General features: G+C 71.9%; 19 protein-coding genes. 7 read left to right on the plus strand and 12 right to left on the minus strand.

Going from position 1 to position 24,357, the window contains the following annotated elements; translation table 11 throughout:
• Positions 1-59 precede the first annotated feature (59 nt).
• The 3 genes from ABD774_RS12170 to ABD774_RS12180 all read left to right on the plus strand — a co-directional run bounded on the left by ABD774_RS12170 (position 60) and on the right by ABD774_RS12180 (position 4,656).
• Positions 60-2,546, plus strand: coding sequence for a hypothetical protein (locus tag ABD774_RS12170; protein WP_345041486.1), 2,487 nt, complete (start codon positions 60-62; stop codon positions 2,544-2,546).
• Positions 2,547-2,650: 104 nt separating this feature from the next.
• Positions 2,651-3,676 carry a dienelactone hydrolase family protein gene (locus ABD774_RS12175; RefSeq protein ID WP_345041488.1) on the plus strand — a complete coding sequence of 342 codons (1,026 nt, stop codon included), beginning with the start codon at positions 2,651-2,653 and terminating at the stop codon, positions 3,674-3,676.
• Positions 3,664-4,656 (plus strand): LacI family DNA-binding transcriptional regulator, encoded by a 993-nt coding sequence (locus ABD774_RS12180; protein ID WP_345041491.1) that lies wholly within the window; start codon positions 3,664-3,666, stop codon positions 4,654-4,656. Before ABD774_RS12175 ends, ABD774_RS12180 begins: the two co-directional genes overlap by 13 nt.
• Here ABD774_RS12180 and ABD774_RS12185 read toward each other — a convergent pair.
• Positions 4,607-5,914 carry an AGE family epimerase/isomerase gene (locus ABD774_RS12185; RefSeq protein WP_345041494.1) on the minus strand — a complete coding sequence of 436 codons (1,308 nt, stop codon included), beginning with the start codon at positions 5,912-5,914 and terminating at the stop codon, positions 4,607-4,609. The genes ABD774_RS12180 and ABD774_RS12185 overlap by 50 nt on opposite strands.
• A gap of 97 nt (positions 5,915-6,011) precedes the next feature.
• Here ABD774_RS12185 and ABD774_RS12190 point away from each other — a divergent pair, with 97 nt between their 5' ends.
• Both ABD774_RS12190 and ABD774_RS12195 read left to right on the plus strand, forming a co-directional pair.
• A complete protein-coding gene (locus tag ABD774_RS12190; RefSeq protein WP_345041497.1) occupies positions 6,012-6,872 on the plus strand; it encodes a 6-phosphogluconolactonase in 861 nt (286 codons plus the stop codon).
• Positions 6,873-6,888: 16 nt separating this feature from the next.
• Entirely contained in the window at positions 6,889-7,911 is a 1,023-nt protein-coding gene (locus tag ABD774_RS12195; RefSeq protein WP_345041499.1) for an N-acetylglucosamine-6-phosphate deacetylase, read from the plus strand.
• Positions 7,912-7,938: 27 nt separating this feature from the next.
• On the opposite strand, the gene ABD774_RS12200 is transcribed toward ABD774_RS12195, so the two are convergent.
• The 6 genes from ABD774_RS12200 to ABD774_RS12225 form a co-directional block, all read right to left on the minus strand.
• Positions 7,939-8,955, minus strand: coding sequence for a LacI family DNA-binding transcriptional regulator (locus ABD774_RS12200; protein ID WP_345041502.1), 1,017 nt, complete (start codon positions 8,953-8,955; stop codon positions 7,939-7,941).
• Positions 8,956-8,967: 12 nt separating this feature from the next.
• Complete coding sequence (locus tag ABD774_RS12205) at positions 8,968-9,957, minus strand: acetylxylan esterase (protein ID WP_486327306.1); 990 nt, start codon at positions 9,955-9,957, stop codon at positions 8,968-8,970.
• Positions 9,957-10,841 (minus strand): carbohydrate ABC transporter permease, encoded by an 885-nt coding sequence (locus ABD774_RS12210; RefSeq protein ID WP_345041506.1) that lies wholly within the window; start codon positions 10,839-10,841, stop codon positions 9,957-9,959. Before ABD774_RS12210 ends, ABD774_RS12205 begins: the two co-directional genes overlap by 1 nt.
• Complete coding sequence (locus ABD774_RS12215; protein WP_345041508.1) at positions 10,838-11,761, minus strand: carbohydrate ABC transporter permease; 924 nt, start codon at positions 11,759-11,761, stop codon at positions 10,838-10,840. The genes ABD774_RS12210 and ABD774_RS12215 overlap by 4 nt, the downstream gene beginning before the upstream one ends.
• 65 nt (positions 11,762-11,826) lie before the next feature.
• Positions 11,827-13,095 (minus strand): extracellular solute-binding protein, encoded by a 1,269-nt coding sequence (locus ABD774_RS12220; RefSeq protein WP_345041511.1) that lies wholly within the window; start codon positions 13,093-13,095, stop codon positions 11,827-11,829.
• 393 nt (positions 13,096-13,488) lie between these two features.
• Entirely contained in the window at positions 13,489-14,502 is a 1,014-nt protein-coding gene (locus ABD774_RS12225) for a DUF4190 domain-containing protein (RefSeq protein WP_345041513.1), read from the minus strand.
• Positions 14,503-14,760: 258 nt separating this feature from the next.
• On the opposite strand from ABD774_RS12225, the gene ABD774_RS12230 reads away from it, so the two are divergent.
• The gene (locus ABD774_RS12230) at positions 14,761-15,780 is read left to right on the plus strand and encodes an acetylxylan esterase (RefSeq protein WP_345041515.1); all 1,020 of its coding nucleotides are present in this window, start codon (positions 14,761-14,763) and stop codon (positions 15,778-15,780) included.
• A 178-nt stretch (positions 15,781-15,958) separates the two neighbouring features.
• Entirely contained in the window at positions 15,959-17,782 is a 1,824-nt protein-coding gene (locus ABD774_RS12235) for a bifunctional metallophosphatase/5'-nucleotidase (RefSeq protein ID WP_486327308.1), read from the plus strand.
• 75 nt (positions 17,783-17,857) lie between these two features.
• Here ABD774_RS12235 and ABD774_RS12240 read toward each other — a convergent pair whose 3' ends face one another.
• From ABD774_RS12240 to ABD774_RS12260, 5 genes are all read right to left on the minus strand, one after another.
• On the minus strand, positions 17,858-18,673 hold the full coding sequence (locus ABD774_RS12240; protein WP_345041519.1) for an AraC family transcriptional regulator: 816 nt from the start codon (positions 18,671-18,673) through the stop codon (positions 17,858-17,860).
• Positions 18,674-18,756: 83 nt separating this feature from the next.
• Positions 18,757-20,064, minus strand: a complete 1,308-nt coding sequence (locus ABD774_RS12245) for a TRAP transporter large permease (protein ID WP_345041522.1) — start codon at positions 20,062-20,064, stop codon at positions 18,757-18,759.
• Entirely contained in the window at positions 20,064-20,576 is a 513-nt protein-coding gene (locus ABD774_RS12250) for a TRAP transporter small permease (RefSeq protein ID WP_345041524.1), read from the minus strand. The genes ABD774_RS12245 and ABD774_RS12250 overlap by 1 nt, the downstream gene beginning before the upstream one ends.
• Before the next feature lie 8 nt (positions 20,577-20,584).
• The gene (locus ABD774_RS12255; protein ID WP_345041526.1) at positions 20,585-21,610 is read right to left on the minus strand and encodes a TRAP transporter substrate-binding protein; all 1,026 of its coding nucleotides are present in this window, start codon (positions 21,608-21,610) and stop codon (positions 20,585-20,587) included.
• Positions 21,611-21,624: 14 nt separating this feature from the next.
• Positions 21,625-24,144 carry a glycoside hydrolase family 31 protein gene (locus ABD774_RS12260; RefSeq protein WP_486327307.1) on the minus strand — a complete coding sequence of 840 codons (2,520 nt, stop codon included), beginning with the start codon at positions 24,142-24,144 and terminating at the stop codon, positions 21,625-21,627.
• Positions 24,145-24,357 lie beyond the last annotated feature (213 nt).

Raw genomic sequence — 24,357 nt, forward strand, 5'->3', positions numbered from 1 at the left:
TCCGTCGCCAGTTCCTTCCGCTCCTTCCAATCTGTGCCCTCGTACTGAGGAGATGACGCATGGCCGCGATCACGGACGACCCTCACAACCACCCCGCGAACGATCTCCGTGCCTCGTCCTCCGGAGGGCTGCGACGGCGTACGTTCCTCTCCGGAGCGCTGGGCGCCGGCATCGCGACGGCGTTCCTCGGTGACGCGGCCCGGGCGGCCACGCCGGGCCGCCCCGTGCCGAACCTGCTCGCCAACCCCGGGTTCGAGGAGGTTGCGGGGAGCGTGCCGGCCCGGTGGGAGCTCTTCGGTGCCGACTCGCAGGGGCGCGTGGCAACGTCCACGGAGCACGTGCGCTCCGGTGCGCGCAGCGTGCGGCTCGACGACACCGGGACGACCGTGAGCGTCGGCCTGCGCAGCGACGCGGTGCCGGTCGAGCCCGGCGTGACGTACGAGGGCTCCGCCTTCGCCCACGGCGAGCGCGGCCAGGCCGCGGTGTACCTCGAGTTCTGGGACGCCCGTGGGGTGCGCGTGTGGTCGGGTGCCACGACGGTCGCCGCGCTGGGCGGCTGGCAGAAGGTGGACGTGCGCGGCGAGGCACCTCAGGGCGCCGTGAGCGCGACGGTACTGCTGTACTCCTCGAGCACGAACGCGGGGGTCTTCCACTTCGACGACGCCGCGCTCACCGTGCCGGCCCCGCTCGACCCCGCGCTGTTCGGCCCGGCGTCGCTCACCGCCGCCGTGCGCGGGGCCGCGGTGCACGGAGAGACGGTCGTCCTCACGTCCCGCTACAACACCCCCGAGGGGCGCCTGCGGCTGGCCCGGTTCGACCTGCGCACGGGCGAGGCGGTCTCCGTCGACGACCTGCCCGTGGCGAGCAAGGGCGGGCAGCGCCTCGTCAGCGACGGTCGGTACGTGTACATCGGCCCGGCCGGCAGCTCCCACGTGTGGCGCTTCGACCCGGCGACGAAGGCACTCGAGCGCTGGGCGGCCGTGGGGCCCGAGACCACGTGGTACTACGACATGGTCGTCGACGGCGGGTACCTCTACCTCGGTACCTACCCGGACTGCACGGTGCGCCGGGTGAGCCTGGCGGACAGGTCGGTGCAGACCTACGGCCGGGTCTCGTCCTCGCTGTACGCCACGTCGATCGCTGTCGACGAGAGCTACGTCTACGGCGGCTCGGCGGCGCCCGGCGGGCTGCTGCGCTGGTCGAAGGACGGTGGCGAACCGGTGGACCTCACCGCGCACCTGAGCGACTCCCCGGTCGGCATCCTCGACCTCGTCGCCCACGGCGGCAGCCTCTACGTCGCCAGCGGGCGGCAGGTGATCTCCATGCAGCCCGACGGCTCCGGGCGCGTGGTCCGGGAGATCCCGGAGGAGGACCGCTACATCGACCAGCTCGCCGTCGGCGCCGACGGCAAGGTCTACGCCCTCGCCCGCCTGACGACCAACCTCTACGAGGTCACCGCCGGCGGGCTGACCAGGGTGGCCCGGCCGATCGACCACGTGGAGAACGTCCTGCTCGCCGCGGCCCCGGACGGCCGGCTGCTCGGCGTGAGCGGGCTGGGTCACGTCTGGCTCGTCGCCCCCGGCGGGACGGCCACCGTCTGGGACACCACCACCCGCGGCTTCGGCTACCCCGAGGTTGCCCAGGCGATGCTGCTCCACAGCGACCAGCGCGTGTGGGTCGGCGGCCACTACGCCATGACCGTGCACCGCCCGCTGGACGGCACGAGCGCCCGGTTCGACGTCAACGGCGAGCCCAAGGCGCTCGCGGAGGGGCGTCACGGCGTCGTCTACGCCGCGATGTACCCGAGCGGGCAGATCCTCGCCATCGACCCGGCCAGCCTCGCGGTCACGCCGCTCGGCATCCTCGGCAACCAGCAGATGCGCACCAAGGCCATGCACGCCGACCTCGACGGCGACCAGCTCCTCGTGGCCTCCGGCCCGACCGGCGGTCTGCACACCGGCGCCCTGACGTTCATCGACCTGCGCACCGGCGAGTTCGACAGCCACCGCGAGTACCTGCCGGAGCAGAGCGTCATGGATGTCGCCGTCTCCGGGCGCACCGCCTACATCGTCGGCGACACCTACGGGGAGTCCACCGGCGGCCCGGTGCGGTCCGCCGCACAGGTGGCCGCCGTCGACATCGACACCCGCGAGCTGCTGTGGCGGGAGGAGCTCCGCCCCGCCTGGCTGTCCTACGAGGGCGTCCACGTCGTCGGGAACCTCCTGTACGCCATGGGGCGCCGGCCGCGCGGCCACTGGTTCGCCTACGACCTGGTCACCCGGCGGATCGTCATGCGGGGCGACCTCGGCGGCTACGGCAGCTTCGGCGCCGCGGGCGACCGGGTGCTCACCTGGGTGCACTGGGCGAACGACATCCGCGAGCTGCCGGGACCGGCCACCGACGACGGACGCCTGCTCCACGACGCCGTGCCCAACGGCTGGTACAACAACCCGACGTTCAGCATCAGCCCGGACGGGCGGGCCACCTGGGGCATGCACGGCACCGACCTCGCCCGCTTCCCGCTCACCGCACCCGGCGTCGTCTGACGCACACCGGCCCAGCCCGGCCGTCCGAAGGCGGCCGGGGGCCGGCACCTGTGCAGCCGCGCGCCGGGCTGCGAGCGGTTGCAGTGGTGTGCGACGCTTCGCTCGTGGATGAGGTCCGTGAGTGGTGGGTCGACCGGCTCGGCGTCGACGGGCGCCGGGACGTGCCGTGGCGCCCGGGGCCCGAGCGGGCCGCCGGAAAGCCGCTGGACCCGCGCTGGACCGAGCAGGAGGTCACCCTGGGAGCCCCGGGTGACGAGCTGACCTGCGTGATCGTGCGGCCGTCCGAGGCCGACGGCGCCGTGGCCCGGCCTGCCCTCGGTCCGGCACCCGCACGCCGGCCTGCCGTCGTCGTGCCGTTCTACGACGTCGAGTCCGTCCTCGGCCGCCCGTCGCCGCGCCCGACCACCCCCGGTGCGCTCCACGCCTTCGCCGCGCCGCTCGTCGAGGCGGGCCTCGTCGTCATGGTGGTGCCGTGGTGGTTCGAGACCGTCGCGGGGACCGACGCACCCGCGGACCTGGACGGCCGGTACGGGCCGGCCGCCGCACGGCACGCGGCCACCCGGGCGGACACCCCGCTCGGGCGCAGCGTCTCCGACGTCATCGCCGCCGTCGACCACCTGCGCACGCTCGACGACGTCGACCCCGGGCGGATCGGCCTGCTCGGCCACTCGCTCGGCGGCAAGCTCACCCTCGTCACCGCCGCCCTCGACCCGCGCGTCGCGGCCGCCGCCGCGCACGAGCCCGGCGTGGGGTTCGCCCACTCGAACTGGGCGGCGCCCTGGTACCTGGGAGAGCATGTGCCCAAGGACCGCGACCTGGACGAGTTGCTCGGCCTCGTCGCGCCCCGCCCCTTCCTTCTCGTCGGCGGCGGCTCGAGCGACGGCGCGCACAACCGCGACCTTCTCGCCCAGGCGGCAGCGCGGTGGGGGGAGGGCGGCGGGCTCGACGTGCTCACGCACGACGGCGGCCACCCGGTCCCGCCGCACGTGCTCGCCGCGTGCGTCGCCTGGCTGGCGGGTCACCTCGCCGGCCCGGGCGCCGACACCGGTGGCACGCCCCGGCCGGAGCAGCTTGTATCGACCCTGCCCGGAGCGGGCACGACGGCGGGAGGCCGGGCATGGCACGCGTGACCATCTACTCGATCGCACGGGAGTTGGGAGTCTCGGCGTCGACGGTCTCGCGCGCCTTCTCCCGCCCCGACCTCGTGCGCTCCGACGTCCGCGAGCGGATCATGGCCGAGGCCGACCGGCTCGGGTACGCGCCCAACCGGGCCGCCCGCGGCCTGGCCACCGGGCGCACCGGGCTCATCGGCCTGCTCGTCCCCGACATCACCAACCCCTTCTTCCCGCCGCTGGTGCGGGCGGTGGAGCAGGCGGCCGGCGCGCGCGACGTCGGGGTCCTGCTCGTGGACGCCGAGGCCAACGGCAGGGCCGAGCCCCGGCTCGTCCGGCAGCTCGCCGCGCAGGTGGACGGGCTCGTCGTCGCGTCCCCGCGCGCCTCGAGCGCGGCCCTCAAGGACGTGGTCGGCGGCCTGCCCGCCGTCGTCGTCAACCGCACCATCCAGGGTCTGCCCGGCGTCGTGTGCGACAACACCGGAGCCCTCCGGGCGGCCGCCGATCATCTCCGCGAGCACGGGCACACCAAGCTCGCGCTGCTGCGGGGCCCCGCGGACTCGTGGGCCGCCGGCCGCCGCGCGCAGGCCGTGCGCCGGTGGGCGGACGAGCACGAGGTCGAGCTCGTCGAGCTCGGGCCGTTCGAGGCTCAGTTCGAGGACGGCCGTGCGGCAGCCCGCGTGCTCGTCGACTCCGGGGCCACCGGGATCCTCGCGTTCGACGACCTCATGGCGTGCGGGGTCCTCTCGGGCCTGGCGGAGCTGGGCGTGCACGCCCCGGTGGACGTGAGCGTCGTCGGGTGCGACGACGTGCTCCTGGCGCGGACGATGACCCCGGCCCTGACGACCGTGACCGCCCCCATCGACGAGCTCGGGCGGCGGGCCGTCGAGCTGCTCGAGCAGGTGGTGGCCGGGGAGGCCGTCCGCAGCGCGAGGGTCGAGGGCGTGCTCACCGTCCGGGGGACGACGGGGCCGGCGCCGCGGCGACGGCGGGGCTGACCCCGGCCGGGGGGCCGCCGTCGTCGTCCCCGAGCGCGACGATCTGGGCGAGGTTGCGCGCGACGTGGAACGGGTCCTTGACCGGCAGGGCGACCACCTCGTCGAGCGGTGCGGCGCGACGGTCCCGGATCTGCACCCACTCCGCGCCCTCGTCCCCGCCGGGGAACGTCTCGAGCGTGTACCGCCAGATCCTCTCGAACCACTCGGCCGCCGCGGGGTCCCCGTACCGGTGGGCCGCGATCGCGGTGGTGGCGCTCGCCTCGGAGTGCACCCACCACAGCTTGGTGTCCCAGGTGCGCACGACGAGGTCCTCGTACGGCGTCCCGCCCGAGGCTCCGGACGGGCGACCCGGGCCGTCCGCGTCGGTGTAGCGCAGCAGGCCGCCGTGCTCGCCGTCCCAGCCCAGCTCGCACAGGGCGGCGACGGCGCGGAGCAGGGCGGGGCGGGCGTCGTCGCGACCCAGGAGCTCGGCGGCCTCGAGCGCCACCCACACCGCCTCGAGCCCGTGGCCGGGCACCCGGTGCCGAGCGACGAGGGTGCCGCCGCGGTCCGCGTCGCTCGGCACCATCTCGGCGAAGGTCCCGCCGGGCAGCTGGTGCCCCAGGACGTGGTCGAGCTCGCCGGCCGTCCAGTCCGCGTGCCCGGGCACTCCGAGCGTGCGGGCGGCCCCCTCGTGGACGACGAGCGTGTTGAGCAGGATGAGGTGCGGGCCGAACGCGCGGTGCCCCGGCGGGACCTCGTACGGCGGAGTGGGCGCGGTCCCGGCGAGGATGTCGCGGCGGGCCCGGTCGAGCACCGGCTCCGCCGGCTCCAGCCAGCCCGGGTCGCCGGAGACCCGGGCGAGCTCCGCGAGGCCCATGACGGCGAAGAGGTCCGCGTAGACGCTGCGCGCCGGCGGCTCGGCGGCCGCGCTGCCGTCGCGGTGCACCCGGAAGCGGCAGGTGCCGTCGTCGAGGATCGCGTGCTCGCGCAGGAACCTCGCGCCTCGGCCGGCGACGGCGAGGAGATGATCGGCGTCGAAGGAGACCAGCCCGCGTCTCGCGAGGTCCGCCAGGTGGGCCAGCAGCCACACGAAGCGGCCCTGGGACCAGGTGAACTTGTCCGTCGAGGTGCGCTCGTGCCCACGGTTGTCGAAGCACGTGTGGAAGCCGCCGTGCCGCTCGTCGACCCCCCGCTCGAGCCAGAACGGCATGACGACGTCCTCGAGCTCGCGGCGGGCCCGCGAGGGGGCGTGGCTGAAGGCGTGTCCGGGGTTCACCAGGGCGACGCTAGCGCTCCGGGCGCGCGGCCTGCAATCGCTTGCACGGTGAACGTGGGCCGGTTATGGTGCAACCGATTGCAACGATTGGGGAGACATGAACGATGTGCCGACCGCGTCGCCGCTGACGTCCGGTGTCCACGTGCACCCGACGCCGGAGGCGGCGGGGGCAGACGCCGCCCGCACCGCCGCGGCCGCGATCCTCGACGCGCTCCGGGCCCGGGGGCGGGCGAGGGTGATCTTCGCCAGCGCGCCGTCCCAGGAGCAGATGCTCGCCGCCCTCGCCGCGGACGCGCGCATCGACTGGTCGCTCGTGACGAGCTTCCACATGGATGAGTACCTCGGTCTGGCTCCGGACCGACCTCAGGCGTTCGGCCGGTGGCTCCAGGACCGGCTCCCGGCGGCGGCCCAGGCGGGCTTCGTCCGCATCGACACGACCGCCGACCCGACGGCGGAGGCGGCACGCTACGCCGGCCTGCTGTCCGAGGCGCCGATCGACCTGACGTGCCTCGGTCTCGGGATCAACGGGCACGTGGCCTTCAACGAGCCGGACGTCGCCCGGTTCGACGACCCCGAGCAGCTGCGGGTCATCGAGCTGGACGCGCGGTCCCGCGACCAGCAGGTGGCGGAGGGGCTGTTCGACACGCTCGACGACGTCCCGACCCGGGCGCTCACGCTCACCGTCCCCGCGTTGACCTCGGCCGCCGTCGTCGTCGCGACGGTCCTCGGCGCGCACAAGGCGCGCGCCGTCGCGGACGCGCTCGTGGGCCCGGTCTCGCCGAGCTGCCCGGGGAGCGTCCTGCGGGAGCACCCGCGCGCGTCCATGCACCTCGACGCGGCCGCCGCCTCGTTGCTGCCCGAGCCTGCCGGGGTGCCCGAGCCTGCCGGGGTGCCCGAGCCTGCGGGCGTGCCCGTGCGTACGGGCGCCGGGGCGTCCGGGCACGTCACGGCCTCCTGACGGTACGGTGCCCACCGTGCGCAGCCAGCAGCCGGGCCTGGTCGACCTGCAGGTCAACGGGTTCGCCGGGCACGACGTCAACGCGGACGACGTGACGCCCGAGGTCGTCGTCGAGCTCACCCGTGCGCTGTGGCGCGAGGGGGTGACGAGGTACCTGCCGACGATCGTGACCGCCGGGGAGGAGAAGATCCTCAGGGCCCTCCGGGCCGTCGCCGAGGCACGCACGGCCGACGAGCACGTCGCGGCGTCGATCGTCGGCGTGCACGTCGAGGGCCCCGCGCTCAGCCCGGCCGACGGCGCCCGCGGGGCGCACGACCTGGAGCACCTCCGTGACCCCGACCCCGCCGAGCTCGACCGGTGGCAGCAGGCGTGCGGCGGGCTCGTCCGGATCGTCACGCTCGCTCCCGAACGGCCCGGCTCCGCGGAGTACGTCGCGGCCGCCCGCGCGAGCGGGGTCGTGGTGTCCGTCGGCCACACCGCGGCCACGGCCGACGAGATCAGGGGGGCGGCCCACGCCGGCGCGACGCTGGCCACGCACGTGGGCAACGGCTGCCGGGCGACCCTCCCGCGTCACCCGAACCACCTGTGGGCGATCCTCGCCGAGGACCGGCTGACCGCGATGCTCATCGCGGACGGCCATCACCTGCCGCCGGACACGCTGACCACCATGATCCGCGCCAAGTCTCCCGAGCGGTGCGTGCTGACGTCGGACTCGGCGGCGCTCGCGGGCCGGCCGCCGGGGGACTACGAGACGCCCGTCGGCGGGGCGGTCACCGTCGGCGAGGACGGTCGGCTCACGCTCGCCGGCACCTCGCTGCTCGCCGGGTCGGGCCGCTCGCTGCGCGCCTGCCTCGACTGGGCCGGCGAACACCTGCCGTTCGACGAGACGGCCCTCCTCGCGATGGCCACGGGCAACCCCGCCCGCGTGCTGGGGATCGAGGACGTCGCGGCCGGCGACGTCGTCGAGGTCGAGCGCGAGGACGGGACCACCCGGGTCCTCTCGACGACGGTCGCCGGGGCCACCGTCTACCGCGCGTGAGGTGATGCGGCCGGAGGCCCGGTGCCCTCAGCGCCGCGGCGCCGGGGCCGTCGAGCCGCGCACGACGAGCTCCGTGCCGAGCGAGGCCACCAGCGGGTCCGCCGTCGGCGCGGGCGCGAGCGCCATCTCCAGGGCGGCGGCGCCCATGGCGCGCAGCGGGAGGCGCACTGTCGTCAGCGACGGGATGAGGTCCCGGGCGATCGCGATGTCGTTGAAGCCGGCCACGGACACCTCGTCCGGGACGGCGCGTCCCGCCTCGCGCAGGCGTGCGAGGGCCCCGATCGCCATCTGGTCGGCGGAGCCGACGATCGCGGTGAGCCCGGGGTGCCGGGCGAGCAGCTCGGCGGCGCCGTCGTACCCGCCGTCCCGGGTGGCCGGGCCGTGTCGTACCACCACCGTGCCGCCGGCGGCCTCGACCCTCTCACGCAGGCCCTCGACGCGCTCGAGGGTGGAGGCGACGGCGGGGTCGCCGGCGACGACCCCGACCTCGCGGTGGCCGAGGCTCACGAGGTGGGCGCCGAGCCGGCGGGCGCCGGAGCGGTTGTCGGCGAGCACCCGGTCGACGTCGAACTGCGCCTGGCCGATCGCGACGACGCGGCCGCCGGCCGCCTCGAAGGAGCGGCTCCGGGTGGCCATCGCCGAGGTGTAGTGCTCGTCGGTGAGCCCGGACCCGGCGATGATCACGATGCCCGTGCGGTGGGCCTGGAGCAGCCGGAAGTACTCGAGCTCGCGGTCGACGTCGCGGTGGGTGTGGCAGATGGTGACCAGCAGGTGGCGCGCGGCGGCGACCTCCTGGATGCCGTTGACGATCTCGGAGAAGTACGGGTCGTCGACCTCGCCGACGAGGACGCCGACGGTGCCCTCGTTGCCGCGCAGCAGCGCCCGCGCCTGCGCGTTGGGGACGTAGTCCAGCTCGCGCGCGGCCCGCTCCACGCGCTCGCGCAGCTCCGGGGCCACGGGGTAGTCGCTGCCCGAGAGCACGCGCGAGGCCGTGGGGGCCGACACGCCGGCGTGGCGCGCGACGTCGCGCAGCTTGACGGCCATGATCCGTGCCCTTCAGGCGGCCGCGGGGACCGTGGCGAGGAGCTCGCGGACGAACCGCAGCTGGTTGGAGGACTGGTACGGCCCGCCCGCCTCGTGCCGGTTGTAGGGCCACACGTCGATGCTCTTGCGCCCGGCGTAGTGGTTGTAGGCGGCGTAGACGGACGAGGAGGGGACGACGTCGTCCATCAGCGCCACCGAGAACCGTGCCGGGACGGTGGCGCGGACGGCGAAGTTCATGCCGTCGACGTAGGAGAGCGTCCGGAACACGTCGTCGGCGCGGTCGCGGTGCGTGCGCAGGAAGGTCCAGATCTCCCGGTAGGTGTTGCCCTCGACCACCTCCATCGCCCGCCTCGGGTGGCACAGCGCGGGGACGTCGACGAGCGCCCCCGCGAGCCCCTGTGCGAGACCCGCGACCGCCAGGGCGGTGCCGCCGCCGAGGCTGCCCCCGGCCACCACGATCCGGTCGGGGTCGACGTCCGGGTGCTCCCGCACGGCGTCGACGGCGCGGACGCCGTCGGTGTAGAGACGACGGAAGTAGAAGTGCTCGGGATCGAGGATCCCGCGGGTCGAGTAGCCCACGGCCTGGGCGCCGGCGCTGGAGCCGCTGTCGGCCGTGGCGCCCGCCGAGCCGAGGCTCGCACCCTGCCCGCGGTTGTCCATGACGAGGTGGGCGTAGCCGGCCGAGGCCCACAGCGTCCGCTCGAACGGGAAGCCACGTCCGCCGCCGTAGCCGAGGTACTGCACCACGCACGGCAGCGGGCCGGCCGGTCCGCGCGGCGTGACGAGCCACGCGGCCACCGGATCGCCGCCGAAGCCGGGGAAGGAGACGTCGTAGACGTCGAAGACCTCGAGCCCGGCGTCGACTCGCGTGAACGTGGCGCCGGTCCCGGCCGCCCGCGACTCCTCGACGCTGCGGCGCCAGAAGTGGTCGAAGTCTGCGGGCTCCGTGCGTGCGGGCAGATAGGCCTCCAGCTCCTCGGGCGGGAGGTCCATCCTCGGCATTACTTCAGCCCGCTCATCATCACGCCGCGGACGAAGTACTTCTGCAGCAGGATGAAGACGATCAGCGCCGGGATGAACGTGACGACGGCGGCCGCCATGATGGTCGCGAGGGGGACCTGCTGCTCCTGCAGGGTGTTCAGACCCACCGTGAGGACGTAGTTGTCCGGTGATCGCTGCGAGACCAACGGCCACAGGAAGTCGTTCCAGTGCCACAGGAAGACGAACGTGCCGAGCGTGGCCATGATCGGCTTGGTCTGGGGCAGGATGATCGACCAGTAGATCCGGAACTCGCCGGCGCCGTCGATGCGGGCCGCCTCGATGAGCTCGTCAGGGATGTCCTGGATGAACTGGCGCATGAGGAACATCGCCTGGGCGTTGGCGATCGTCGGCACGATGAGGCCCCACATGGTGTCCAGGCCCCCGAGCTCGGAGACCAGGATGAACTGGGGGATGAGCGTCAGGTGGTGGGGCACCATCATCATCGCCACGAAGACCCAGAAGATCAGCTCCCGGCCGAAGAAGCGCTTCTTCGCGAAGGCGTAGCCGGCCATCGAGGCGAAGAGCAGGACGAGAACCACCGAGACGACCGAGTAGATCGTCGAGTTGATCGCCCAGGTCGGCACCGAGCTGCTGCCCAGGGCCCTGCTGTAGGCGTCGAAGGAGATGCTGCTCGGCAGCAGCGAGTCCGGCAGGCGCACGGCCTGACCCGGCTGCACCGAGAGGGCGAGCATCGCGTAGAACGGGAACGCCGTGAGCAGCGCACCGATCGCCAGCGGCAGGTGGTACAGGCGCCCACGCTGGTGCCGGGTGAGCCGCGGCGCGCGCGGCGCAGCCGGGCTCGGGCGGGACGCGGTCCTTGTCTCGGGGGTCGCGACGGCGGTCATGACGAGCTCCTTCCCAGGAGGCGGCGCTGGGCGAGGGAGACGACGAGGGTGATGACGAGGAGCACCATTCCCGCGGCGCTGGCGTAGCCGAAGTCGAAGTACCCGAAGCCCTGGTCGTAGATGAGGAACGTCAGGGAGTAGCTCGCGCGGACCGGACCACCGCCGGTCATGACGAAGATCGTGTCGAAGACCTGGAACGAGCGGATGATCTCCAGCACGACGACGAAGAACAGCGCCGGCTTGAGGAGCGGCAGGGTGATGTGGCGGAAGCGCTGCCAGCCGGAGGTCCCGTCCAGCTCGGCGGCCTCGTAGTACTCCCTCGGGATCGCGAGCATGCCGGCGAGCAGGATGAGCATGTCGTAGCCGAAGTTCGACCAGGCGCTGACGATGGCGAGCGCCGGGAGGACGAAGATCTCGCTCTGCAGCCAGGCGGGGGCCGGCAGGTGCAGCGTGTTGAGGAACCAGGTGAGCGGACCGTTCTGGCTGAAGATCCAGACCCAGATGATGCCGGACATGACGGGAGAGGTGACGACAGGCAGGAAGAAGATGGTCCGGTAGATGCTCATTCCCCGCAGGGTGCGGTTGCACAGGGTGGCCACGGCCAGCGAGATGGCGACCGTGAGCGGGATGGCGAGGACCGTGTAGACCCCGGTCACCCGCAGCGAGTTCCAGAAGAGGTCGTCGGCGAGAAGGCGCGCGTAGTTGTCGAGGCCGACGAAGCCCACGTTCCCGGACAGGCCGTACTTGGCGAAGCTGAGCACCGCGGCGTAGATCGCGGGCAGGATGCGGAACGCCAGGAAGAAGACGACGTACGGAAGGATGAAGACGTACGCGACGAGGGCGCCGTTCGACTTCAGGACGGAGCGTCGCTGCTTGTCGCCGTCCCGTTCCGCCCGCGTGGGCAGGGCGAGTGTCGCCACAGTGAAACCTTTCTCGAGGTGCCTGGGCGGGGCGCGCCGCGGGCGTGCCCCGCCCAGGCCGTGGGTCAGCTGCCGCTGCGGGCGAGGATCTCGTTCACCTCGGCGGCCGCTGCATCGAGCGCGGCCTGCGGCTCGGCCTTGCCGAGCAGGGCCGACTGGATGTGCGGGCTGATCGTGTCGATGAGCTGCCGCGCGTTCGGGTGCATGACGCCCACGCGGATCGTGTCGAGGTACTCGAGGCCACCCGCGGTCTGCGGGTCGTCCTCGAACAGCCCCGTGACGTCCGTGCGCGGGGGCAGGTAGCCGGTCTCGGCGAGGAAGGTCTCGGCGAACTCCTTCCCGGTGACGTACTCGACCCAGGCCAGCGCCGCCTCGGGCGACTCAGCGGTGTTGAGCACCGACAGACCGCCGACCGAGCCGGAGGCGACCTGCTCCGCGCCGGTCATCGGCGGGACGGTCTCGATCACGTCCGGGTTGACGACCTCACGGGTGGTGGTGAGGTTCGAGCCCATGACGTAGGCGACCTGGGCCTTCCCGACCTCCGTCTGCTCGAACGGGTCGGCCGAGGTGAGCGCCTGCTGGGGCACCCAGCCCTCGTCCACCATCTGCTTGATGAACTCCAGGGCCTCGAGGCCCTCGGGGCCGTTGAAGGTCGCCTCGGTCATGTCCTCGGAGAGGACCTCACCGCCCGCCTGCCACAGGTAGAGGTAGAAGGTGTGGTTGAGGGTCATGTCGAGCGCGCCCGTGTACTCGGTGAGGTAGAAGCCGGCGTCCTTGACGGCAGGCCCGGCCTCGGCGAGCTCGTCCCACGTCGTCGGGCACTTCTCGACGCCCGCCGCAGCGAGGACCTCGGTGTTGCAGTAGCTGGTCTGGATCTGCATGAGGAGCGGGACGCTGTAGACCGAGTCCTCCCAGGTCATCGCCTCGAGCGAGGCGGGGACGAAGGACTCGGGGTCGACGACGTCGTCCATCGGCATGAGGACGCCCTCCTCGACGAACTTCGGGATGAAGTCCGGGTTGAAGTAGACGACGTCGGGCCCCTGGCCGCCGGCGATCGAGGTCACGAGCGTCTCCTCGCGGTTCGTCCACGGCTGGACGATGACCTCGACGTCGACGTTCGGGTAGATCTCGTTGAAGGCCTCGACGTGGGGCCCCCACCAGTCGCCCTCCCCGGTGGTGCCGATGGGGTAGGTCCAGAAGGTGACGCTCCCCTCCACCTCGGCCGGGTCGGCGCTCGTGGGCGCCTCGTTCGCGCCGTCGGCGCCTGAGCACGCGCCCAGCGCCAGTGCCAGGACGGCGGCGGTAGAGAGCGTCGTTGCTGTTCTGCGCTTCATTGCTGTCCCCTCGTGGTGGATCTGATGATCCGTCTCGAATGCCTGCAATCGCTTGCAGGCGATGTCAGTGCTTGCCCACGGTCGCGTGATCGTGGGGGGCTCGTCCCTGTGGGTGGTGTGTGACGTCGTCGTTGCTCGTCGAGCCGGTGTGGCCAGGAAATCGGATTCTGGGCGGTTCGTCAAGCGTTTCAGGTGGTCGTGTCCGGTTCGTGACCGCTCCTCGCACGGTAAGTGCGACCGGTTGCAGGTCGTCGTCGGGGCCCGGGGCACTGCCCCGCCGCCGGACGGGCGCAAGGCACGGAGGGTCGCCGCCCGGTGTCCGGACAGAACGAGGCGCCGGAGGAAGTCCTCCGGCGCCTCGTCCTCTGGCGGCCGAGCGGCCGCCGCATCAGATCAGCGGATCTCCCAGACGGCCCGCTCGGCCGCGTCGAGGGAGAACAGCGGCTCGATGGCGAAGCTGCCGCCCTCGATCGCCTCGGCCGGGACGTCCAGGCACACCTGGTAGTCCGCGGCGTCGCCGGTGGCGAGCGCCGGCACGTTGACCACGGAGTTCGGCTCGATGGCCATGCAGGTGCCGTCGTCGTACTCGGCGGCGTCGGAGCCCTGAAGGATGTAGGACAGGTCCATCCAGGGGTTGCCCTCCTCCGTGCCGTTGTAGACCACGGAGACCTCGGCAAGGACGTACTGACCGTCCGGCGCCGGGTTCGTCGCGTCCGCCGCGGCGATCACCTCGTCGGCGTTCAGGTTCAGCCCGGTGACGGCGATCGTGTAGTCGCCGACCTCGGCGGCCTCACCGAGGGGGAGGAGGCCGCCGGGTGCGGCGGCCGGCTCCTCGGTGTCGACCGTCTGCTCGTCGCCCGCGGTCTCCTCGGCCTCGGCCGGCTGGACCGGGGCCGCGACGGTCGGGGCGGCGCTCTCCGCGCTGTTGATCGCCTCGTCGATCGCCACGCCGAGGAAGACGTTCATGACGATGGAGATGACGAGCGAGACGCCGCCGAGCACGGTGCCGGCGATGGCCAGGCCCTTGCCGCCGGCGACGCCGCGGTTGGCCTTGCGCAGCGCGACGATCCCGAGGATCAGCGCGGCGATGCCGCCGAGGATCGAGACGACGTTGATCACCGGGATCCAGGCGAGGACGAACGAGATGACGCCGACGACGAGCGCCGCGATCGCCAGGCCGCTCGAGGGGCGCTGGCCACCGGGGAAGGGCGCGGTCTGGCCGTAGGGCTGTCCGTACTGCTGGGCGTACTGCTGGTCGGCGGGCTGTCCGTACGGCTGCACGCCCGGCTGCCCGGACTGCTGGCCGTGCGGCGGCCCTGCCGGCGTGTAGGGGTTCTGCTGGTTCTCGCTCGGCGGGATGTAAGAGGGCTGGCTGCCGGCGGGCGGCGGGGGGATGGGTGCAGACATGAGGGTGGGGTCCTTCGTCGTTGATCCAGGGGGAGGGCGGCGCGCGCCGCTGCGTCAAGGTTACCGACGGCGTGTCACAAAAATGTCACGGGCCTGACAGTCGCACCGGCCGGCTGGCCGGCTCGCCTCCGGCCGAGCTCACCGTCGCGCTCACGACCGCTGACCGCAACCACCTCAGTTCTCCCGTCCGCGCCCTGCCAGGATGGGGAGCGAGTCCGTCCGCAGATCCTGCCGCCTACCTGCACCCCGGAGATCCACGTGCCCCTGTACGACCTGCCCCTGGCCCAGCTCGAGACGTACCTCCCGGACGTGCCCGACCCTGAGGGCTTCGACGAGTTCTGGGCCGGGACGCTCGCCGAGGCGCGAGCGTTCGACCTCGACGTGCGACTCGAGCCCGTCGACACCGGGCTGACGCTCGTCGAGACCTACGACGTCACGTTCCCCGGGTTCGGTGGCCACCCGGTGCGAGGCTGGCTGACCCGCCCGGCGGGGGAGGCCGGGCCGCTGCCGGCTGTCGTCGAGTACCTGGGTTACGGCGGCGGCCGCGGGCTGCCGCACGAGCGGCTGGCCTGGGCTGCCGCGGGCTACGTCCACCTCCTCATGGACACCCGCGGCCAGGGCAGCGCCTGGGGCACCGGCGGGGACACGCCGGACCCGGTCGGGGCGGGCCCGGCGTTCCCCGGCTTCCTGACCCGCGGTCTGCTGGACCCGGCCGAGCACTACTACCGCCGGGTCTTCACCGACGCGGTCCGGGCGGTCGACGCGGTGCGGACGGTCGCGGGGGTCGACCCGGCGCGGGTGGCGGTGACGGGTGTCAGCCAGGGCGGGGGCCTGGCGCTCGCGGTGGCCGGGCTGGTGCCCGACGTCGCGGCGGTCATGGCCGACGTGCCGTTCCTGTGCCACATGCGCCGGGCGGTCGAGCTCACCGACGCGCGGCCGTACTCCGAGGTGAGCGCCTACCTCGCCGTCCACCGGGGTGACGTCGAGCAGGCGTTCCGCACGCTGTCCTACCTCGACGGGGTCAATTTCGCCCGCCGCGCCAGCGCGCCGGCGCTGGTCTCCGTGGCGCTGATGGACGTCACGTGCCCGCCGTCCACCGTGTTCGCCGCCTACAACCACTACGGGCAGCCGGCGGACGGCACCGACAAGGAGATCGTGGTCTACCCGTTCAACGGCCACGAGGGCGGCGCCGCCGAGCAGCTCGGGCGCCAGATCCGCTGGCTCGGAGCACGACTCGGCGCCGTCGACGGCGTGGGTGCCGCCGCGCGACTGGGCTGAGCGCCTCGGGACGACGGCGAAAGTCCACCGGAACGGCGTCGCCCCAAAACGCGGATTGGGGGCACGGCCGGGACTACCTTCTCCCCACTGCCACGAGCAGTCGACCCAGCACGACGCTGGAGCTGTATCTCGATGAGGAGAGGCAATGGACCACAAGGCTCTGTCCGCCCACCAGGCGATGCTCGGCACGGAGGTGAGCCGGCGGCGGCTGCTGCAGCTCGCCGCCCTCGGGGCCGCGGGCACCGCGCTGACCGGCGCGCCCGCGTACGCCGCGCCGCCCGCGGACAAGCACGCGTACCGGCTGACCGTGCTGGGGACGACCGACACCCACGGCAACGTCTTCAACTGGGACTACTTCAAGGACGCCGAGTACGACGACGGCGCGCACAACGACATCGGCCTGGCGAAGATCTCCACGCTCGTCGCCGCGATGCGGGCCGAGCGGGGCGAGGAGAACTGCCTGCTGCTCGACGCCGGCGACACCATCCAGGGCACCCCGCTGTCGTACTACTACGCCAAGATCGACCCGATCACCGGCGGGCACGTCCACCCGATGGCCGCGGCGATGAACGCCATCGGCTTCGACGCCGCCGCGATGGGCAACCACGAGTTCAACTACGGCCTCGACGTGCTCGACACCTTCGACCGGCAGCTCAACTTCCCGCTGCTGTGCGCCAACGCCGTGGACTGGGACACCGGCGAGACCGTCTACCAGCCGTACAGCCTGCACACGATCAACCCCGACGGCGGGCGCAAGCTCGTCGTCGGCGTGCTCGGCCTGGTCACGCCCGGCGTCGCCATCTGGGACAGGGCGATCGTCGAGGGCAAGGTGCGCTTCCCCGGGATCGTGGGGCAGGCGAAGGTCTTCGTCCCGCAGATGAAGGCGGCGGGGGCGGACATCGTCGTCGTCTCCTGCCACTCCGGGCCCAACACCTCCAGCTCCTACGGCGACGCGCTGCCCTACCCGGAGAACGCGGCCACCCTCCTGGCCGAGCAGGTGCCCGACATCGACGCGATCCTCGTGGGCCACGCGCACCTGGAGATCCCGCAGCGGTTCGTCACCAACAAGGAGACCGGGAAGCAGGTGCTGCTCTCCGAGCCCCTGCGCTGGGGCATGCGGCTCACCGTCATGGACCTGGATCTGGTCAAGGTCCGCGGGCGGTGGCAGGTCAGCGCCGCCGGCGCGCACCTGCTCAACGCCAACACCGTGCCGGAGGACCCGGCGATCGTCGCGATCCTCAGCGGCGACCACGCCACCGTGCGCGAGTACGTTAACTCGGTGATCGGCACCTCGGCGACGGCGATGTCCGCCGCGACCTCGCGGTACGAGGACACCGCGGCGATGGACTTCGTCAACCACGTCCAGTCCGCCGAGGTGGCCCGGGCGCTCGCGGGCACGGCCGAGGCGGCGCTGCCGATCCTGTCCATCTCCGCACCGTTCAACCGGGCCGCGGCGATCCCGGAGGGCGAGGTGACCGTGCGCGACGTGGCGGGGATGTACATCTTCGACAACACCCTGCTCGGGATCGTGCTCACCGGCGAGCAGGTGCGCGCCTACCTCGAGTTCTCCGCCCGGTACTTCAGGCAGGTGACCAGCGCGGGGCCGTTCGCGCCGGACGAGATCACCAACGCCGTGACCGCGACCGCGCCGAACGGCACCCCGGACTACAACTACGACACCATGGCCGGCTACACCGCGCGGCTGACCTACGACATCGACATCGCCCAGGCACCCGGCGCGCGGATCAAGAACCTGCAGTACGACGGCGCCCCGATCAACCCTGTGCAGCGCTTCGTCGTCGCCATCAACAACTACCGGCAGTCCGGCGGCGGGAACTTCCCGGGCGTGACGACGGCGCCGGTGGTCTACAACGCCCAGCAGGAGATCCGGCAGCTCATCATCGACTGGGTCATCGCCCAGGGCCAGATCGACCCGGCGACGTTCTCCACCACGGACTGGAAGCTCACCGCGAACGACGTTCCGGTCGTGGTGCAGGGCTGAGACCGAGATCGCCCGGGCCCCGAGCCATGAGCGGCTGGGGGCCCGGGCGTGCACGGCCCGCAGAGCGCGACGCGCCTAGGCCGAGCGGCCCGTCCTCTCCAGCGCCCGGCACTGCGACGGAGACATGTCCTTCCGCGCCCGGAACACGCGGTTGAAGTGGGTGACGTTCGCGAAACCGACCGCCGCGCTGATCTGACTTACCGAGTCCTCCGTCTCCTGGAGGAGCCGTTCCGCGCGGCCGACGCGCAGGTCGTTGACGTAGCCGATGATCGTCGCACCGGTGTGCTTCTTGAACTCGCGGGAGAGGTAGAACGGGCTGATGAAGAACTTCTCCGCCAGCGTCGCGAGGTCGGTCGGCTCGGCGTAGTGGTCGTGGAGGTGGTGGATGACGTCGGCGATCCGTCCCTCGCGCGGCGCCGTGCGGGCGTCGCGGCGCTCGCCCCGGAGCATCCTCACCAGGAGCTGGGTGACGAGCAGGCGCATCTCGTCCTGCGACACGTCACCCAGGACGTCCTGGGCCGCGAGCAGCTCCTCGACCACCTGCTGCACGCCCCGCCCCGGCCGCACCACCGTGACCTCGTCCCGGATCGCGTCGAGCACGTGCGGGTACAGCACCGCCTCGGGGGTGAAGTAGACGACGACCCGGCGGAACCGGACCCCCACGTCGGCGTACGAGAAGTGCTCGACCCCGGGCGGGAAGACGATGAGCTCGGCCGGCTCGATCCGGTACAGGCTGCGGTCGGCCCAGTGGTAGCGGCTGCCTGCCTCGAGGACGTAGATCTCGAAATAGTCGTGCCGGTGCGGGCGCACCATGTTCTCGTCGACACCGCCGATGCGGGCGACGGCGACGTCGCGTCCGCTCGCCATGAGATCGCCGGCGAAGTCCAGCACCTCGACACCTCCTTCTGGTCGGCCTCGGGCCGCCCACGCTACGCGCCGGGGCGGACCCCGTCACGGCGTGGACGGCCCCGGCGTCAGTCTCCGAGCAGCCCCATCGCACCCGGGATCCCGAGCGAGAGAGCGGGGATGTAGGTGATGGCGAGGAGCAGCAGGACGAGCCCGACGAAGTAGGGGACCAGCCTGGGGACCACCTGCTCGATCGTCACCCCGCTCACGCCGGTCGCGACGAACAGCACCGAACCGACCGGCGGTGTCATCGTGCCGATGCACATCGCGAGGATGAGCACCATGCCGAAGTGGACCGGGTGCATGCCCAGCTCGGTGGCGATCGGCAGAAAGATCGGGGTGAAGATCAGGATCGCCGGCGTGATGTCCATGAACGTCCCGACGACGAGCAGGACGAGCACCATCAGCAGGAGGATCAGCGCCTTCGAGTCGGCCACCGAGAGCAGAGCGTCCGTGATCGCCGCCGGGATGCCGGTGTAGGCCATGACCCAGGACATGCCCGAGGAAGCGGCGATGAGGAACATGACCACGCCCGTCGCGACGACCGTCCGGGTCACGACCTCCTTGAAGTCCCGCCACGTCATGCTGCGGTAGATCAGCGACAGGACCAGGCAGTACAGCACCGCGGCGCCCGCGCCCTCGGTCGCCGTGAAGACACCGGCGACGATGCCGCCGACGACGACGACGATGAGCAGCAGGCTGGGGATGGCCTGGACGAAGACCTTCAGCGCGCCACCAGGGGTGATGGAGCGGGTGGTGGGGTAGCGGTTGCGGCGGGTGAAGAGGTACGCGATCACCATGACGACGATCCCCATGAGGATGCCGGGCACGTAGCCGGCCATGAAGAGTGCCGAGACGGACACGCCGCCGGCGACGGTCGAGTAGACGATCGAGGCCGTCGTCGGTGGGATGAGGAGACCCGTGGACGCGGAGGCGATGTTGACGGCGGTGCCGAAGGCAGGGTCGTAGCCCTCCTCCTTCTGCCGCTGGTGCAGCGTGCCGCCGATCGCAGCGGCCGCCGCGACCGCCGAGCCGGACAGCGCCCCGAAGAGCATGTTCCCGACGACGTTCGTGTGCGCCAGGGCGCCGGGGATCCGGCCGGCGAGCACCAGAGCGAGATCGACGAGCCGGCGGGCGATGCCGCCGTTGTTCATGATGTTGCCGGCGAAGATGAACAGCGGGACGGCGAGCAGCGAGAAGCTCTCGATCCCGACGTTCATCTGCTGGCCGATCACGTACGTGGCGTCGTCCCACCTGAGGAACACCAGCGCGGTGAGGAACGAGGCGACGCCGAGCCCGACGGAGATGGGGACGCCGACGGCCAGCAGGACGAAGAACGCGCCGAACAGGACGGCGACGGCTGTGAGAGCTTCCATCAGTCAGTTCCCTCCGGGGCGACCATGGGGACCCCGGTGAGGTCCTCCCAGATGTTGAGCACCTGTGCGGCGGTGATGGCGAGCCCGGTGATGGGCGCGATGGCGTAGACGAGGCCGCGCGAGATCCCCAGCAGCGCCGAGTAGTCGTTGCGGGCGGAGATCGCCAGCATCGTGCCGCCCACGACGAGGACGACGACGGCAAAGAGGAGCACGAGCACGTCGGAGCCGATGATCAGGCCCCGCCGCGTGGCCGGGCCGAACTTGTCCCGCACCACGATGAGTGCCATGTGCTTGCGGTGGAGGAACGCGTAGGCGGCGCTGACGAAGGAGGTCCAGATGAGCGCGTACCGCACGAGCTCCTCGGTGAAGGCGACCGGGCTGCCGAGCGCGTAGCGGGTGAAGACCTGGTACAGCACCAGGAAGGTCATGAGGACGAGGAGGGTGCCGGCGAACCACACGAGGACCGCGCCGAGCACTCCTCTCATCCTGTCGAGACGGTCTTGCGTCGTCATTGCGTTCCTCACTCCCTGGCCGACTCGATGACTGAGAGGAGCTCCGCGACCTCGGGGTGCTCCTCCGCGTACCGGTCGACGACCGGTCGGGTTGCCTCACGGAAGGCGTCAGTGTCGACGTCGGTGACGAACTCGACGCCCATCTCCTCCGCCTCGGCCACCGACTGCCGGATGCTCTCCGCCCACATGGCCTTGTGCTCCTCGGTGGAGGCCCGGGCGGCCTCGGACACGAGCTCCTGGTCCGCCGGGTCCAGCCGCTCCCAGGCGTCGCTGCTCATCACGAGCATGTCCGGGATCCGCGTGTGCTCCGTCATGGAGAACGACTTCGCGACCTCGCCGTGGGCGCTCTGGGTCAGGACGGTCTCGTTGCTCTCGGCCCCGTCGATGAGCCCGGTCTGCAGCGAGGTGTAGGTGTCGCCGAACGCCATGACGATCGGCGCGGCGCCGAGCTCACGCACGAAGTCGGTCTGGGACCGCATGTCTTGGACGCGGATCTTCAGGCCGCGCAGGTCCTCGGGCGTGCGGATCGGCTTGTCCGCCGTGTAGAAGGACCGCGCGCCCGAGCTGTAGTAGGTCAGGCCGACGAAACCGTCGTCGACGGTCGAGCGGAAGTACTCGGCCATCTCGGGCGAGTCCAGGACGTCGTAGTACTCCTCCTCGGACTCGAAGACGTACGGCAGGCCGAACGTGTGGTAACCGGGGTCGTAGTTCGCCAGGCCCGGCGCGCTCACGCGGGTCATGTCGACGACCCCCTGGCTCAGCTGACCGAGGACGTGGGGCTCGGCGCCGAGCTGGCCGTTGCCGTACGTCCGGACGACGATGCGACCCTCGCTGCGCTCCTCGACCTCCTCGGCGAAGATGGTCAGCGCCTGCGTGGTGACGTGGGTGTCGCCCAGGTTGTGCGCGAGGCGCAGGACCAGCGGGTCCTCCTCGGTGGCCTGGGCGCTCATGACGGGGCCGGAGCCCGGCGCGCAGGCGGCGAGCGTCGTCGTCGCCACCAGGGCGGCGACGGTGCAGAGCAGTCGTTTCCTCATGGTTTGTGTCTCCCTCACATGCCGAGCATGTCGACGGGCTCGAACGAGATCGTGACGGCGAGGTCGCCGCCGGGGTCGGGGGTCTTGACGAGCACGGACCCGAGGCGAGGGTCGTAGTGCCAGCCGGTGTCCGCGGCGTCGAAGCGCTCGCGGTGGAGCAGGTGCGGGATGCGGTCGCCGTCGAGGGCGACCCAGTGCGGGGCCCGCCCCGGGTGGATGACGTCGAGGAGGAGAGTCCTGACGGCGCTGCGGTAGTCGCCGCGGCGGGTGAGGTCGATGACCACCCGTTCGCCGGCGGTCATGGTGATCTCCGTCTCCCGGTACGCCCCGGTCTCGTGGGCGCGGGTGAGGCCGTCGTCCTCATAGAGGAGGAAGTGGCCGTCGCGGTCGGCCGCGCAGAGGAGGTGCAGGCCTGTGACCTCGTCGCGGGTGAGGCTGTCCAGCTGGTTGGCCGCGAGCGGGACTATCCCGCCGCCGCGGACGAACAGCGGGACGGACCCGAGGTCGACGGGTAGGTCGACGGTCTGCCCGCCCTCGTGGCGCCGCCGTGTCCACGCGTCGTAGAACACCTCGCCCGCCGGGAGACGGACGGTGCGGGTGGTCGCGCCCGGTGTGAGGACGTTCGCGACGAGGAGGGAGTCGCCGAGCATGAAGTCGTCGGAGGTCTCGTCGCCGGCGGGGTCGTCCTGGAACGCGCTGACGAGCGGCTCCATGATCGGCAGGCCCGTCCGGCTGGCGCGGGCCATGAGCGAGTACAGGTAGGGGAAGAGCCGGTACCGCAGCTTGATCGCGTCCCGGACGTAGGCGGTGTGGTCGCCGTACATCCACGGCTCGGTGACCGTGTTGTCGGAGTTCACCGAGTGAATCGAGAAGCGGGGCTGGAAGATGCCGTGCTGCACCCAGCGCACGAGCAGCTCGGGCTCTGGGGCGGGCCCGTGGAAGCCGCCGACGTCGCAGCCCTGGTTGGCCACGCCGGAGAGGCCCATGCCGAGGACGGTGGCGACGTTGTGCCGCAGGGACTCCCAGGACGTCGAGTTGTCGCCCGCCCAGGTCTGCGCGTAGCGCTGGATGCCCGCGTGACCGGCGCGGCAGACGATGTAGGGGCGGGCGGAGGGGTCCTTCTCGGCGACGGCGTCGCGGGTCACCCGGCACATGAGGTTCGCCATCACGGTGCGGACCCGGCCGATCGTGGCGCCGGCGCCGTCGAAGTCACAGCGGGAGTCCTTGTCGATGATCCCGTCGTACTCGCAGTTGTCGTTCCAGACCGACGTCGTGCCCTTGTCCAGAACGGCCTCGGTGAGCCAGCGCTTCCACGACTCGCGGGCGGCCGGCCTGGTGAAGTCGACGAACCGGCCCGGGCCACCCCACCAGGCGCCCACCGCGGGGCCGTCACCGGCGCTCGCGGCGGCGTCGGCGCTGCGGGTCACGAAGACGTCCGCGGCGGCGAACTCCTCGAGCCGGGGGTGGACGTCGAGCACGGCGGGCTTGACGTTGGGGGAGACGGTGACGCCGCGGTCCGCCATCGCGGCGAAGAAGCCCTCCGGGTCGGGGAAGCGGTGGTCGTTCCAGGTGAGGACGCAGCGCTTCGGGCCCGCCCCGGTCTCCTGGGTGGTGTAGCCCGAGGAGAGCTGGAACCCGTCGACGGGGATGTCCTCCGCGCGGGCGATGTCGATGAACTCGGTGATCGCCCGGTCGCTGCCGGCGTCGAGCTCCGAGTAGTACATCGACGAGGCGAGGTACCCCAGGGCGTACCTGGGCAGCAGCGGCGGCCGCCCGGTCAGCGTCGTGTACCGCCGCACGACGTCGCGGATGGCGGGCCCGGCGATGAGGAAGAGGTCGACGTCGCCGCCGTCGGTGCGGTAGCGGCTGTGCGAGGCCCAGTAGTTGCTCCGCTCCCGCCCCAGGTCGAAGTCGCAGTCGTACGTGTTGTGGTAGAAGTACCCGACCGCCTTGCGGGTGGCCCGGTTCAGCTTCACGTAGAACGGGATGTGCTTGTACAGCGGGTCGGTCTCGCGGGGGTCGTAGCCGAGGGCGTCCTTCGGGCTCATCGTGATGAGCTTCTGCGCCTTGTTCAGCGAGCCGGTGGTCTCCCCGAAGCCGTAGAAGGCGTCGTCGGGGGAGATCTCGCTCGTGTGGGAGCGGCGCCCGTTGGAGTCCGCGAGGTAGCCCAGGCCCTCGATGTCCGCGTGGAGGAGCGTGCCCTCGCCGTCGTAGACGCAGATCCGGAACGGGTCCTTCTCGATCTCCACGCGCAGGTTGCCGCCGGTCAGGCAGAAGCTGTCGCCGCGGTCCTCGAGGCGCACCGGGGGCGGGGTGACCCGCGTGCGCTCGCCGCCCATGAACGCGTCCAGCCTGTCCGGCCACGCGGTCGTGACCAGCGAGTACGACTCCTCGGCGAAGTCACCGTCGAAGCCCGCGCGGATCCGCAGGATGTCCTCGGTCACGAGGATGAGACGGATCTCCACGCCGTCCGTGCGGACACGGACCCAGTCCTCGACCAGCTCAACATCATCGACTCGCGTGGTCACACGCACGGGTGCACTCCTCCGTCGGCATTCACTCTGGGGCCGAGTCAGCGCTGACGACGTCCCGCGTCGTTCGTGATCGGCTCAAAGAGCGTAGGAACGACGGGGTGACCACCACTTGACGGAAATTGCCGTGAAGGTGCCCATGCTTGACGGATCTTGCTCTTCCGGCGGTCGGCGGGCCTGCAGGCGTCACCGGAACGCCGTCGCCCCAAAACCCGG

Origin of the sequence: Georgenia daeguensis (genome assembly GCF_039537705.1) — a bacterium.
GTDB classification, from domain to species: domain Bacteria; phylum Actinomycetota; class Actinomycetes; order Actinomycetales; family Actinomycetaceae; genus Georgenia; species Georgenia daeguensis.